This window comes from Algibacter amylolyticus, from assembly GCF_014202225.1.
Taxonomy (GTDB): domain Bacteria; phylum Bacteroidota; class Bacteroidia; order Flavobacteriales; family Flavobacteriaceae; genus Algibacter_B; species Algibacter_B amylolyticus.
In genome coordinates, this window is the sequence record NZ_JACHGE010000009.1 from 102,787 (window position 1) to 117,566 (window position 14,780).

The window sequence follows — 14,780 nt, forward strand, 5'->3', positions numbered from 1 at the left end:
ATCGTACAAAAAATACTAACCATCAACTATTATGCAGATTATTAAATGTAAATATTACATAAAGCCGCCACCACCAGATTTGGTGTCGTTTTCTCTTTGCTTTCTTTTTAACGCGCTGTAGTTGTTACCTCCAAACCTATAAGAAAGCGCTATATTCCAAGTATTGCTTTCCCAGTTAAATCCGCCAATATTAGGAAACGGTGTGCTGCCTTCAAATTCGAATTTCATAGTGTTAAAAATATCGTTATAATTAAAACTAAGTGTAGCTCTGTTATCCTCTAAAAAGTTATAGCGCATACCTGTATTAACCATATACATAGGTTCTCTGGTGAATTGAAGACTTTCTTCTTCGCCTCTATACATTGCAAATAAAGAAAAACTTAATTTTTTAGATACTTTAAAATTGTTAAATGCTCTTACATTCCAAATAATAGTTTCAACCTCGTTGTTTTGCTTCAAAATATCATTTACGGTTGCATTTTGTATGTCATCGGTATTTAAAATCTCTATAATGCCTTGTTGCCTTTGCGAGTATAAATCAAAACTACCATTTAAACTCCACCATTTAGTTGGTCGGTAATTTGTAGATAACTCGAAACCATATGCCGTGGTGTTATCAAAATTGTCATAAGATAAATTCGAATTACCAGAGGTTATATTGGTTCTATCTATAAATACATATCTATTAATGTTGTCCTCAATAATTCTGTAAAAAATCCCTGCAGTAATACTCCCTTTTTCTAATTGTCTTGTATAATTTGTTTCAAGAGAGTTTGTGAATTGAGGTTGTAATTCGGTATTTCCAAAAGACGATAAACGCGGTGTGCTCCATTCTCTAATTGGGTTTACTTGCTGTAAGCCTGGGCGGTCTACACGACGACTAAAACTTAATTGATAGGAGTTTTTTTCGGAGGGGTTGTAAGTTAAAAATGCCGATGGGTATATTTGAAAATAATCATTTTCAAAAGGAATAAATTCTGTGCTAGCATCGCTAAATGTTTTTAAAGCATCGGCGTTTACGTTAACCTGTTCTGCTCTAATGCCAACTTGATAGTTCCATTTTTCTAATGTTTTTCCGTAGGTAAAGTACGCCGAGTATATGTCTCTATTGTAATCAAAACCGGTACTTGGTGTGGGTATAATATCGCCTTCGCTAGAAAACGTTTGCCCTGTAGACATGTAGTCGATATTGGTGTTAAATAAACGGGCTTCAAGTCCTGCTTCAATTTTGGTTTTGTCGTTTACAGGTTTTACATAATCAATATTTACTGTGGTTTGTTGGCGTTGTGTGTCAACATTATCAACATAGTTAGTAGGGAAATCAAAATTAAAGAAATTGAAATTGGCAAGTTCGTCATTTTCAAAATCGTTGTAATCAATTTCAATATCTAAGGTTTCGTTTTCATCTGTAAATTCATGCTTGTACGCTAAGTTATATTGTCCAGAATTGTTACCAGAAATATTATTAAATAATTGGCTTTGTTTAAGCGATTCGTAGCTTATTATGGCACTTCCAGAATTATTACCGTTATAAATATTTTGGTTGGTAAAAAATGAAAGCGTGTTTTTATCATTCACATAAAAATCGACGCCAACTTTATATAAATGCGATGTTCCACTGTTTAAAAATTTAAAGTTTTGTAACGAATTATCATCCAAACGCAATATCGATCCAAAATTATCGTATTTACCTACGTTATTTCCGTAGTTTCCATAAAAATTGAATTTACCATTTCTGTAATTCATATCTACAGAGCTATTAAATTTTGCAAAAACCTCATGTGTTAATCCTACATTAAGGTTACCATTAAAACCAATTTTTGTGTTTTTATGTAATTTAATATTAATTATACCACTCATGCCTTCAGGATTATATTTAGCCGAAGGATTTGTAATTAATTCAATTTCTTTAATAGATGTAGATGGAATTTGTTTTAAAAGCTGTGCAATAGGTACGTTACTTAATTTGCCATCAACCATAACACGCACATTTTCGTTGCCGCGTAAGCTAATGTTTCCCGATTGTTGATCGATACTAACCGAAGGAATATTATTCATAATATCGCTAGCGCTAGTTCCGGCGGTAGTTAAATCTTTTCCAACGGTAATTACTTTTCGGTCTACCTTTTGTTGTATGGTCGATACTTCGGCTACTACGGTAACAGCGTCTAAACCTTCGGCAGCTTCTTCAAGTAGAATAGTACCTAAGTTAACATTGTAATTGTTTTTGCCAATGGTAATAGTTTTATTTACTGTTTTATAGCCAATGTACTGTATGCTTACAATAATGTCGCCTTCGGGTACTTGGTTAATAGTAAAGGTGCCATCGTCTAAACTTATACCTCCTGTAATGTTGGCGTTTTTTGCATCTTTAATTATAATATTTACATACGGTAAGGGTTGGTTTAAAGTAGCGTCTAATACAGTACCAAATACGGTTCCTGTTTTATCAATTTTGGGATCTGTTGTTTTGGCTTGTGCTATGGAAATGGAAAATAAAAAAGCACACAAATAAATTAGTGGTCTCATAATGGTGGTTTGATTTTTGATTGATGTTTCTTAGAAGACGTCAAAAATTAAGTTCTGTTACCGTAATTAAGTAAAATTAACAGTCTTTTAACAGTTTATAGATATATGAATAGAAAAACACTGGTGCTTGGGGCATCATTAAAACCACAAAGGTATTCCAATATGGCTATTAAGCGATTGGTTTCAAATAAAATAGAAGTGGTTGCTTTTGGTTTACGTAAAGGAGAAGTGGCTGGCGTAGAAATAGATACTGAGTTATTGCCATACAAGGATGTGCATTCTGTTACCTTGTATTTAAATCCAACCCGACAACAAGAATATTATGATTATATCGTGTCTTTAAAACCCAGTCGTGTTATATTTAATCCTGGTACAGAAAACCCAGAATTATATAGCATTTTAAAAGCAAATAATATAGCTTTTGAAGTAGCTTGTACCTTAGTGTTACTTTCTACGAATCAATATTAAACCTAAAAAAGTTATTAAACCATTTATAGGTAAAATTTCCCAATGAAATTTATAACTTCCTATAACGCTTTCTGGTAAAGAGGTAATTGTAAATGTTATTAGTATAGAAGCTAACCCAACTAGCCATACATATTTGTCTTTAATTTGGTAATTAGTAATAATACCAAATGCAAACAAACCAAGTAACGGCCCATAAGTAAATGTGGCAAATTTAAAGAGGTTGCTTACTACATTTCCCTCCAAACTATTAAAAATAATAACTACAATTATTAGCAAAATAGAAACACCAATATGCACTTTTTTACGGAGTGGCTTTTGGGCTTCTTTAGGTAGTTTTTCAATGTTTAAAAAATCAACAGAAAACGATGTGGTTAAAGATGTTAATGCGCTATCAGCACTAGAGTATGCTGCAGCTATTAACCCAATAATAAAAGTAACGCTTAAAGCTGTACCTAAATTTTGATTCATGGCTATTTCAGGAAATAATAAATCGGTTCTTACTCTGCCATCAACAACTGGTACTTGCAATCCAAATTTATCAGCATAAATAAATAATAATGCGCCTAGAGATAAAAAGAAAAAGTTTACAAATATAAGTAGCGTAGCCATTGTAAACATGTTTTTCTTGGCTTCGGTAGGAGTTTTACAAGTTAGATTTTTTTGCATCATATCTTGGTCTAAACCAGTCATAGCAATAGCTATAAAAATACCACCAATAAAATATTTCCAGAAATACGTTGTCGCATTAGGATCGTCAAAAAAGAAAATTTTTCCTTTAGCAGAAAACTCCGGGGAATTTAAAAATTCAACATAGGTCCAATCTAATTTATCGGTAATTAAAAAAATAGCAACACTTACAGAAGTTAACATCGCTAGAGTTTGTAATGTGTCTGTCCAAACAATCGTTTTTATACCGCCTCTATTTGTATAAATCCATATTAAAAGAATGGATATAACTACCGTAGCCCAAAACGGAACGCCAATATCTTCAAAAACGATATACTGCATAGCTAAAGCCACTAAAAAGAGCCTAAACGAAGCTCCCGTAACACGCGATAGTAAAAAGAAAAAAGCACCAGTTTTATAACTGATTACACCAAAGCGTTGTTCTAAATATTGATAAATAGACGTAACATTAAGTTTGTAATAAATAGGAAGCAGAACAAATAATATAAATAGATATCCTACAAAAAAACCAAGAACCCCTTGCATATAAGCAAATTGTTGACCTTCTATCATACCGGGCACCGAAATAAAAGTAACCCCAGAAAGTGAGGCACCAATCATACCAAAAGCAACTAAATACCATGGAGCCGATTTGTTAGCTTTAAAAAAAGCCTCGTTACTGTCCTCTTTACCAGTAAAATAGGAGATTAAGATTAAAACAACAAAATAAGCTGCAATAAGTAGCATGATTTGAGTAGCCGTCATAATAATAAATGATTTTTTAGTTTTGAATGTACAAATATAAATCGAAAAAAGGGTTTTAGTTTTTTATGACGGTTATATTGCTGTTAGTAAGTGTAATTTAAATGTGTAAATAACAAATAATATATTAAAAGTGAGGTTTAAAATTAGCGATTTTGATGGCTAAATAGTAATTTCGCCGCTATGGAATTTTCTTCTAAACTTTTAGAACGTGCAGTTAACGAAATGTCACAGTTACCAGGTATTGGTAAGCGTACGGCATTGCGTTTGGTTTTGCACATGCTAAGGCAACCTAAAGATCAAACTTTAGCCCTGTCTGAAGCACTACAAACTATGAGGAGTGAAGTTAAATTCTGTAAATCTTGCCATAATATTAGTGATGTTGAACTTTGTGAAATATGTGCCAACCCAAAACGTAATAAAGATATTATCTGTGTTGTTGAAGATATAAGAGATGTTATGGCCATTGAAAACACGAGTTCCTTTAGAGGTGTGTATCATGTTTTAGGAGGTAAAATATCTCCAATGGATGGTATTGGTCCACACCAATTAAATATAGAATCATTAGTAAATAAAGTAAAAGAAGAAAAGATTAACGAACTTATTTTTGCATTAAGTTCCACAATGGAAGGCGATACCACTAATTTTTATATATTTAAACAAATTAAGGATTTCGGTATAACAACATCTACAATAGCCAGAGGGATTTCGGTGGGAGATGAGTTGGAATATGCCGATGAAGTTACCTTAGGACGGAGTATTGTAAATCGCATTCCGTTTGAATCTTCAATTAAACTATAAACTAAACTAAATTTGAAACTCTCAATAGTTATATTAAATTATAATGTAAAATGCTTTTTGGAATTATGTCTTAAAAGTGTTGAGGCCGCAATTTCAAATATAGATGCCGAAATTATTGTGGTAGATAATAATTCTACAGACACTAGTTGTGAAATGGTTAAATCTAAATTTCCCAATGTTACTCTTATAGAAAATAATGAAAACACCGGTTTTTCAAAGGGCAATAATATTGGTGTTACTGTTGCAAAAGGAGAGTATTTATGTATCCTAAATCCCGATACTGTTGTAGCCGAAGATACTTTTATAAAGTTATTAGCCTTTTCTGAAACTAAAAAAAATCTGGGTATTGTAGGTTGTAAGTTAATTAATGGAAGAGGCCTGTTTTTGCCAGAAAGTAAGCGTAAAATACCTTACGTTATGGCATCCTTTAAAAAAATGCTAGGTAATTCAGAGGATTATTATGCTAGTAATTTAGGCCAAAATGATATTAGCGAAGTTGAAATATTAGTAGGTGCATTTATGTTTTTAAAGCGCGCTGTATATATGGATATTAATGGCTTCGATGAAGACTATTTTATGTATGGCGAAGATATAGATATCTCTTATAAAGCCTTAAAAAAAGGCTATGTAAATTATTATTATGGCAATACAACCATTCTTCATTTTAAGGGAGAAAGTACATTAAGAGATAAAAACTACGCTCGAAGGTTTTATGGAGCAATGCAAATTTTTTACAAAAAGCACTTTAAGAAAAATATGTTATTCGACTTATTTGTTTGGGGTGGTATTTATATTGTTTATTTGTTTAGAAAGCAACATATAAAGAAAATTAAAAGGGTTTATAAATATGTGTTTATCTCAGATAAGATTAATGAAGGGCTTGAGCAGGTTTTAACAAAAGATGTACTTTTAAGATCCGACCTTAAAAATATTATTAAAGAATCTGAAGTTATTTTCGACGCTAATGTTTTAAGCTTTAAAGCAATTATTAGTTTTATCGAGACCAATAAACTAGATAAATCGGTTACGTTTAAAATATTACCTAAAAATTCTAATTTTATAATAGGTAGCGATGACGGAATGAGTAGAGGTGAAGTTATTAGTTTTAACTAGTTTTATTGTATATTATAAGGCAAATTGTTATTTTTTTTGATAATTTTGTAAAATAAAAATTAAAAACAAGCATTACGTTATTGATATGGCAAAGTTTGAGCTTAAGTTACCAAAAATGGGAGAGAGTGTTGCAGAAGCAACCATAACATCTTGGTTAAAAGAGGTTGGTGATACTATCGAAATGGACGATCCTGTATTGGAAATAGCAACCGATAAAGTAGATAGTGAAGTGCCTAGTGAGGTTGATGGTGTTTTAGTGGAACGTTTTTTCAATGTTGATGATATTGTTCAAGTTGGACAAGTGTTAGCTATAATAGAAACTGAAGGTGAAGATATTAATGCTAACGAAAATCTTAATGGAGAAGAAAGCGTTGAGGTGTTAGATGATAATGAAAAAGCAGCTGTAGCAGAATTAGAAGAAGCTGTAACTCTAGCTAAAGAAACTGTAACTCCTGCTGTAGTATCAAGTAGCGACCGTTTTTATTCGCCGTTGGTTAAAAATATAGCTAAGGCCGAAGGTATTTCGCAAGCGGAATTAGATGGTATTACTGGAACAGGAAAAGATGCTCGAGTTACTAAAAATGATATTTTAGATTACATAAAAAATAAAGGAGCAGGTCAACAAACCAGTACTATAAAATCAGAGCCATCGGCAGCTACTACTAAACAGGTAGAACAACCTAAAGCAGAAGAGCCTAAAGCAAAACAACAAGTAGCGATTTCTAGTGGCGAGGACGAAATTATACACATGTCTAGAATGGGCAAGCTTATTGCGCATCATATGGTTGAGTCTATAAAGACCTCGGCACATGTACAGAGTTTTATTGAAGCCGATGTTACTAATGTTTGGAATTGGAGAAAGAAAGTTAAAGATGGTTTTATGAAGCGTGAAGGGGAAAATTTAACCTTTACACCTATTTTTATGGAAGCTATCGCGAAGGCTTTGCGAGATTTTCCAATGATGAATATTTCTTATCAAGACGATAAAATCATTAAAAAGAAGAATATTAATTTAGGTATGGCCGCGGCTTTACCAGATGGAAATTTAATAGTCCCTGTTATTAAAAATGCCGATCAGCTTAATTTGGTTGGTATGACAAAGCAAGTTAACGATTTAGCAAATAGAGCTAGAATAGGTAAGTTAAAACCAGACGATACTCAAGGCGGTACATACACTGTTACAAATGTGGGTACTTTTGGTAGTATTATGGGGACTCCAATAATTAACCAACCTCAAGTAGGTATTTTAGCATTAGGAGCTATTAGAAAAGTCCCTGCAGTTATTGAAACCCCAGAAGGCGATTTTATTGGTATTCGTTACAAAATGTACTTGTCACATTCTTACGATCATCGTGTCGTAAATGGCGCATTAGGTGGCATGTTTGTTAAAGCTGTAACGGATTACCTTGAAGCTTGGGATGTGAATAGAGAGATTTGATTTAATGCTAACTAAAATTAATTTTAGATTTTTGTTTTTTTTGCTAGCAACCATGTTTTGCTACGTAAAGGCATTTTCTCAATCTGATACCATTTACTTAGACGAACTTGACAATACTGTTTCAAAAACAAAATTCTACACCAAAGAGCAATCCTCAATTTATAGTGGAACAAGGTATTCTACAGATACTTTGGTTTTGCAAACACTTAGGTTAAATTATGTGTATGATAAAATGCCTCTTTACTCTAAAGAGCGTCTTTTTAATTTTTTGTCATCTAATTATAAATTAGATACCACAAAAACTATAGTCATTCATTACACAAATACTTTAAAGAATCCCAAAGATTACCCAAATAGAACACCCGTATATAAATTTGATAGCTTAAATAATACTTATAAATTGCTTAAACACCATAATGCAGGAAATCTAGATCTTAATCTAGGGATATCTAGGCATATGCACGCACAAAATTACAGCGCTATTATGTATGGTTATAAGCAATGTATTAAGTATCATAGAAAAAAGAAAGAAGAACTAAGTGTACTGCATCTTTATGCTAAAAACGAAGGTTTTCCTTTGGAAGAAAAGGGTTTAGAATGGTACTTGGATAAAAATCAATTTATTAGAGGCTTTTTTAAGAAATTTAACATGGTGTTTAACATTGTAATTATACAGCCAAACGGGGAGTTCTATGCTCAATATTCGGGCTCTAAATATGACTACGATACTGTAATTACGCCTTATAAATGGGGCGTTCATAAAACAGAGTTTCTACGTGAAATCGAACTTTTAAATGAAGATTGAAAGTAATTAACGTTGTAAATGTAATCTCTTTTTCTAGTAAAAAATATACAACGCGATAAGTATGGCGTTAATAGCCTTGTTGAAGTTTAATAATTTATTCTATGTGGTTTTTTAAAGCCTCTAAAAGTTCTTTTTTAGTTCTTATTCCTCTATAAATGGCATCTTCAATTTTTAAAACAAATACATCTTGCTGTATGTTTTCTGCTGATTGTCCATTGTTTTTAAGTGCTTTTAAAAGTAAATCTTGGTCGTTATTAATATCCTTGACATTATAGGCTACTTTGTTATTGTTAAATAATAATTTAGTGTCCTCGCAAATTTCGCACGCGTCAGATTCAAATAAAGTAATGTTTGCTGTTTTTAAAGCCGCATCAAAATTTATTTGCATATCGTCGTTGTCCTTTCTAAACTTTAAATTTGTGCTTACCTCATTTACAATAAATTGATGTTCGTAATTCCCCTCAGAACTAGCCAATTTAATAAGGGTTAACAAATGTACTTCGCTATTAGCGCCTACAGGCTTTAATACAGGTCGGTTACTGCTACGTCTATAATCATTAGTAGTAACACGCAAGAATACTACATATGGAATAGTATCTGTGTTTTTGGCGTAAAGCTCTAAGCGTTTTCCGTTTTGCTTTTCCACAAGCGTAACATTCTCAGGATTTGCACCTTGAGCAAAGCCTAAAAAAGATGTTAAAAAAATGAGTATAACTAAAAAGAAGCGATTAAATTTCAATTTCATAGGTAATGCAAAATTAAACAAATTTTAAAAAATTATATTTGCAATAAACATACCATAAAAGTAATGCAATTAAACCTAAAAAGACCCATCTGTTTTTTCGACTTAGAAACCACAGGAATCAACATAACCAAAGACCGTATAGTAGAAATTTCTATATTAAAAGTATTTCCTAATGGCACCGAAGAAAGTAAAACATGGTTGGTAAACCCAGAAATGGTTATACCCGATGAGGTTGTGGCTATTCATGGTGTTTCCAATGAAAGAGTGGCAAACGAGCCTACTTTTAAGGTTCTAGCTAAGGATATTTATAATATGATTAAAGATTCCGATTTAGGAGGCTTTAATTCTAATCGTTTTGATATTCCGTTATTGGCAGAGGAAATGTTACGTGCCGGAATAGATTTCGATATGAAAAGTACTTTGGCAGTCGATGTTCAAACTATTTTTCATAAAATGGAACAACGCACGCTAAGTGCTGCTTATAAGTTTTATTGCGATGAAAGTTTAGAAAATGCCCATAGTGCAGAAGCAGATACCAAAGCGACTTACGAGGTTTTAAAAGCACAATTAGATAGATACGATGACCTAGAAAACGACACCAAGTTTTTAGCAGAGTTTAGTTCTCGAAAAAAGTTTGCCGATTTTGCAGGTTTTATTGCCTATAATAAGGAGGGTGTAGAGTGTTTTTCTTTCGGAAAACATAAAGGTAAATTGGTTACCGAAGTTTTAGAGAAAGAACCAGGATATTTTGGTTGGTTGCTAAATGCCGATTTTCCGTTGTATACTAAAAAGGTGCTAACAGCTATAAAGCTTAGAAGCTTTAATAATAAATTGGGTTAGTTCACAGTATAAATATAATGCGTAAATTAGTACTTAATCAAAATTACGTTCATTTTTGTTAGGTCTTATTTTCCTTCAGGTAATCCTCGTAAACAAAAACGCAACTAATTTTATACTATGCCGTTGGCTGCAAATAAATAAAGCCAATTATGCAAAGAATATTGCGTGTTTGCTACGTTTTATTTCCTTCGGAAAATTATTGCGGGCAAATACGGTGGCCATTATTATTGCCTAAATAACGAAAACTTGCGCAAATTAGGAAACTACATAATCTTTCGTTATATGAAATACAATGCTTTTCTTTCCTACAACCATACGCAAGATACAGACTTAGGCACAAGCCTTGAAAAAGCCCTTGAGAAATTTGCTAAACCCACATTTAAACGTCGTGCATTAGAGATATTTAGAGACGCTAACGATCTTCCGTTAGCTTCAGATTTAGGCGACAAGATTAGAGTTGGTCTTGAAGGTTCGGATTACTTTATTTGTATGGCAAATAAGCGCTATGCCCAATCCAAGTGGTGCCAGCGCGAAGTGGAATATTGGCTAGAGCATAAAACTATTGAAAAGTTTATAATCGTACTTACAGAGGGTGATATTTTATATAATGAAGATACCAACGATTTCGATTGGGATGTTACAACGGCACTTCCAAAAAGTTTGTCGGGAGCATTTAAAGGAGAACCTTTTTATGTAGATTTTAGAGATTTAGATCCGGAGGAAGAATTACATCTCGACAATCCAAAATTTAGATCAAGATTGGTGTTGTTAGCGGCTACACTTCATGGTAAATCTGTAGGCGCTATGGAAAGTGAAGCCGCAATACAGCATAAGCGCACCATGCGAATAAGAAATGCTGCGATAGGTATTTTAAGTATGCTTTTAATTATTGCTATTGGAACCTCCTTTTTTGCAGTACATAAAAAGAATGAAGCTTTACTTTCAACTTATATTGCAAACTCTCAAGCCCAACTAAATGAAGATCCTACCATATCTTTACGCCTTGCAGAAGAAGCCTTTCATTTTGCTAAAAAGAAAAACTTTTCCACCATAGGCGCCAAAGAACAACTGATAAAAGTATTTTACAGCGGCTATGGTTTTTACCAAGATCTATCTGTAGACATGCCGGATGTTGACAAACAAGAAAGCAACAAATATGAAAACACAAACAATCCTTTATATAATGACGTGTTAAGAATTACTGATTCCATTGGAACAACAATTAAAAACGATGTTTACGTTTCTAATCAATCTGATTTATATATTAATGAACGAACACGAAGTGCTATTTATGTTTTATCTAGCCTTACCATCGAGCATTCTAAAATTTACTTTATCAATTTAGGTGTTTATGGTTACACTATCACCGAATCAAATATCATATTGCCAGGTTTTAATCTTTATACAGGCTATGTTCAAGATGTTGATATATCAAAAGATGGTACGAATACTTTGCTTGGAGCAGCCAACGGAAAAACGGCTTTAATAGAAAATAATGGGTATAAATACATGTCCAATCGAAATAAATTTAAAGATAGAGCGCTGTATAAGTCCACCGATGATTTTCCTGTTCGATATGTGTCCTTTATAATGAATGATGAATTTATTGCGGTTGCTAGTTTTGACAGTAAATATGAAAATGGTATTCGTAAAGACAAAGAAAAAACCATGTATTATTACAAAAAACTACCGTTCCCTTATATTGAAATAGTAAATTCAGAAAACGACTATGATAATTTATCCTTAGATGGGAATTTTTTCATGGAACCTGCTGATAGCGAAGCTGAATATTCATTTTATAAAGCACAGGCGTTAAAAACTACAGAGCATGATATAATCGCAGAATTCCCAGAAGGTAAAGGTATGCGACTTACAAACATTTCTAGTCCAGATAAGGCGTTCTTTGCTAGTTACCAAGGGGTTTTTAATGCCCATAACGATTTACTTATTGCATTTTCTATAGATACTATCGATAATCCTGCAATTACTTTATGTTTCTCTTTGGATAGTAAATTTGTGAAAGTTAGCTACATGGATGGAGTACAGCGTATATTTTCTTTAGATCCTGATTTTATTATTAATAGATTTAATGATAAAGTTATGGGTCTAGTAGCACCGTTAAGTGATGCAGATAAACAAAGGTTTTTTATTTCTGATTAATATTATCACTAGGATAATTATAGAATCTAAATTAATAAGATATGATTTGCAGGTAAAAATTGTAAAATTTAATTTGTATTAGCTAGCTGTTACTATATGATTTATAATCTGCTAAGCGCTTTCTCATCATCAATGGTTTCTAGAAAACCTTAGCTACCAAGACCAATTACTAAGCATGAACGTTTTTTAATTTAGCTATTTTAATTCAAATTTTAAAAAGGTAAAATGGTTATTTCCAGAAATTCATAACTTCTTCAAATTCTTTTGTTTTATTATATTTTTTGAATTGGGGATCGTTTTTAAAATATTTCCAATGGTAGGAATGGCCGTTTGCTGCAGCTTTTAGTAAATAATTATAAAGCTCTGGAGTTTTATCTATCGAGGCGTAATATTGTGCCAAAGCATAATCTACTTCTCCAAATTGGTAATTGGCTCTTAGGTTTTTAATAGCACTAATATTTTTATTGGCTTCGTTTTGGTTGGCTTGTTTAAAGTTACAGATTGCCAATTTTGTTAAAATGTCAATGTCCTTCGGGTTTATTTTGTGCAGTTCTTTTAAAACTGTTTTGGTCTCAGTAAAGGCTTCCTTGTAAAACAAAGCATTTGCAAGCATCTTTGAATCTAGTGTTTCTTTTGGGGCATTTATTATCTTATCGAAATATTCATGGGCTTTGGTTTTTTCATCTTTCAAAAGATATTCTTTTCCTGCTTGCAGGTATAGTTCTTGTGTTTCAGCTGGGGTTGAAGTAATTTTAATTTTTCTTAAAAAGGCATTTAAAGCTTCTGTTTTGTTGGCTCGAACATAAGCTATTACCAATGGTTTGTTTAATAATTTAGCTTGGTCTTCTTTCTGTGCTTTTTCAATGCTTTGAATGGCTATTGTGTTTTTACCCAATTCAATATCTGAAAATGCATTTACATAAATACGTTGTACACAATCTGAACAATTTTTAAGATTCATGCTGTCCATATTAATTGCTTTAAACATTTCTGAAACATCTTCTGGTCTGTTAACGTATTGTAATGCAACAACCATTGCAGTTCTGTTTGTTTTTAAATCAAATGGCGCTATTTTATATTCTTCTATAATGGTTTTGTAAACCGTACGGTTGTCTCCTTTTAAAAGGGCTTCGTACATGTTAAGCAAATTTAGCTGACGTTTGTTAGTGTAAGAGTCTGGTTTTATTAGTTTTAATAAGGAGTCAGATTTTTTAAACTCTTTAATGTTGTAGTAATGCCCAACCCGTAAAACTTTAGGTTCAAAATAGTCTGAATCTGCAGCAATGGCATTGTTAAGTAAATTTATATATTCTTGGTTGTTATTACTATATTTTGCTTCAAGCAGATATTTATAAGCGTCGTATTTTGGTGGTGTTTTTTGGAGCATCAATCCTTTTTTATCTTCTGTAATAAAATATCCTATTACAGATTCATTTAAATCTTCAATACATTGTATTGGGTTATTCTTAGAGCATTCTGAAGGTTTAAAGGATATAAGGGTTTTATTAGTAATACCATCGGTTATCATTGCTTTAAAAAGCATTTTACCGTTTTGTAGATAAAAATTCCCCGAAATAATTTTACTAGGTTTTAGATATTTTTTTATTAGCACACTTTCGTCTTGAGCAGTGCTTTTACCTTTTAAGCTGGTTTTGTACTCATCAATTAAATCTTGTGTAATTACCTGTGCTACTCGGTTTTCGGTAATACCATGGATTATCCAGTCTGACGCCATTTTGCTAACAATATCATATTGAGAATCGCCTGTATTGTTACCAAATTTTAAAACAGCTATTTTGTTACTGCTTACTATTTCTGGTAGAGGTTCATTATTTTCTTGAGTGAAATTTTTATTAATAATAAGAAAAACGGCAATGGCACAAAGCGAAGTAATACCTGCTAAAAATGAAAAATAGGTTTTTTTAAAGGCGGCCTTGTTTGTTATCTTTTCTTCGTTTAGCTCAGTGTCTATTTCAGATTTTAGAACTGGTAAAATTTTAAATTTCCATAGAAAAAAGATATACAGCGGAAAGCAAAGCAGTAAAATAACAATTAAAATGGTAACAGATTTTTCAGGAAGTCCTAAAGGTTGCCAAGTTATTGAGAGTACCTGCAGAATAATCCATGCAGATACAATATATATAGACAACATTTTAAATACTTCCTTTTCCTGGCACTGATTAAAAAAGGATTTTATCTTCATATTAGTTGGTTGATGTTGCTAAGTTACTCAAAATCAAACATCCATTTAAAATTTGTTCCAGGCAAATTAATTTATTATCCATTAAATCGCTATATTTAGTTATTGTTTAATTTAATATTTTACATTATGCCAACACCACCAAATACAGAGCAGCCAGATTCGGCTTCAAACAATCAAGAAACACCCCAAAAACCAAAGCCAAGGGTAATACCAAAACCAGGGGCCGATATTCAACCAGGTTAATACAAGT

At 32.3% G+C, this 14,780-nt stretch carries 11 protein-coding genes; 7 read left to right on the forward strand and 4 right to left on the reverse strand.

Annotated elements, in window-relative coordinates; translation table 11 throughout:
• Positions 1-54: 54 nt before the first annotated feature.
• On the reverse strand, positions 55-2,529 hold the full coding sequence (locus tag HNQ90_RS15050; RefSeq protein WP_144116511.1) for a TonB-dependent receptor domain-containing protein: 2,475 nt from the start codon (positions 2,527-2,529) through the stop codon (positions 55-57).
• A 105-nt stretch (positions 2,530-2,634) separates the two neighbouring features.
• On the opposite strand from HNQ90_RS15050, the gene HNQ90_RS15055 reads away from it, so the two are divergent.
• Positions 2,635-2,997: a CoA-binding protein gene (locus HNQ90_RS15055; protein ID WP_144116510.1), complete on the forward strand. Its 363-nt coding sequence runs from the start codon at positions 2,635-2,637 to the stop codon at positions 2,995-2,997.
• Here the strand turns inward: HNQ90_RS15055 and HNQ90_RS15060 are convergent.
• On the reverse strand, positions 2,974-4,428 hold the full coding sequence (locus HNQ90_RS15060) for a sodium:solute symporter (RefSeq protein WP_144116509.1): 1,455 nt from the start codon (positions 4,426-4,428) through the stop codon (positions 2,974-2,976). The genes HNQ90_RS15055 and HNQ90_RS15060 overlap by 24 nt on opposite strands.
• A gap of 180 nt (positions 4,429-4,608) precedes the next feature.
• Here HNQ90_RS15060 and recR point away from each other — a divergent pair, with 180 nt between their 5' ends.
• From recR to HNQ90_RS15080, 4 genes are all read left to right on the forward strand, one after another.
• Entirely contained in the window at positions 4,609-5,226 is a 618-nt protein-coding gene (gene recR, locus HNQ90_RS15065; protein ID WP_144116508.1) for a recombination mediator RecR, read from the forward strand.
• Positions 5,227-5,238: 12 nt separating this feature from the next.
• Positions 5,239-6,339, forward strand: a complete 1,101-nt coding sequence (locus HNQ90_RS15070; RefSeq protein WP_144116507.1) for a glycosyltransferase family 2 protein — start codon at positions 5,239-5,241, stop codon at positions 6,337-6,339.
• 85 nt (positions 6,340-6,424) lie between these two features.
• Entirely contained in the window at positions 6,425-7,777 is a 1,353-nt protein-coding gene (locus HNQ90_RS15075; protein WP_144116506.1) for a dihydrolipoamide acetyltransferase family protein, read from the forward strand.
• Positions 7,778-7,829: 52 nt separating this feature from the next.
• The gene (locus HNQ90_RS15080) at positions 7,830-8,582 is read left to right on the forward strand and encodes a hypothetical protein (RefSeq protein WP_144116505.1); all 753 of its coding nucleotides are present in this window, start codon (positions 7,830-7,832) and stop codon (positions 8,580-8,582) included.
• Positions 8,583-8,676: 94 nt separating this feature from the next.
• On the opposite strand, the gene HNQ90_RS15085 is transcribed toward HNQ90_RS15080, so the two are convergent.
• The gene (locus HNQ90_RS15085; protein WP_144116504.1) at positions 8,677-9,327 is read right to left on the reverse strand and encodes a thioredoxin domain-containing protein; all 651 of its coding nucleotides are present in this window, start codon (positions 9,325-9,327) and stop codon (positions 8,677-8,679) included.
• Positions 9,328-9,390: 63 nt separating this feature from the next.
• On the opposite strand from HNQ90_RS15085, the gene HNQ90_RS15090 reads away from it, so the two are divergent.
• Positions 9,391-10,167: a 3'-5' exonuclease gene (locus tag HNQ90_RS15090; RefSeq protein ID WP_144116503.1), complete on the forward strand. Its 777-nt coding sequence runs from the start codon at positions 9,391-9,393 to the stop codon at positions 10,165-10,167.
• A 282-nt stretch (positions 10,168-10,449) separates the two neighbouring features.
• Positions 10,450-12,327: a toll/interleukin-1 receptor domain-containing protein gene (locus HNQ90_RS15095; protein ID WP_144116502.1), complete on the forward strand. Its 1,878-nt coding sequence runs from the start codon at positions 10,450-10,452 to the stop codon at positions 12,325-12,327.
• 229 nt (positions 12,328-12,556) lie between these two features.
• Here the strand turns inward: HNQ90_RS15095 and HNQ90_RS15100 are convergent, their stop codons facing one another.
• Positions 12,557-14,479 (reverse strand): tetratricopeptide repeat protein, encoded by a 1,923-nt coding sequence (locus HNQ90_RS15100; RefSeq protein ID WP_144116501.1) that lies wholly within the window; start codon positions 14,477-14,479, stop codon positions 12,557-12,559.
• Positions 14,480-14,780: the final 301 nt, after the last annotated feature.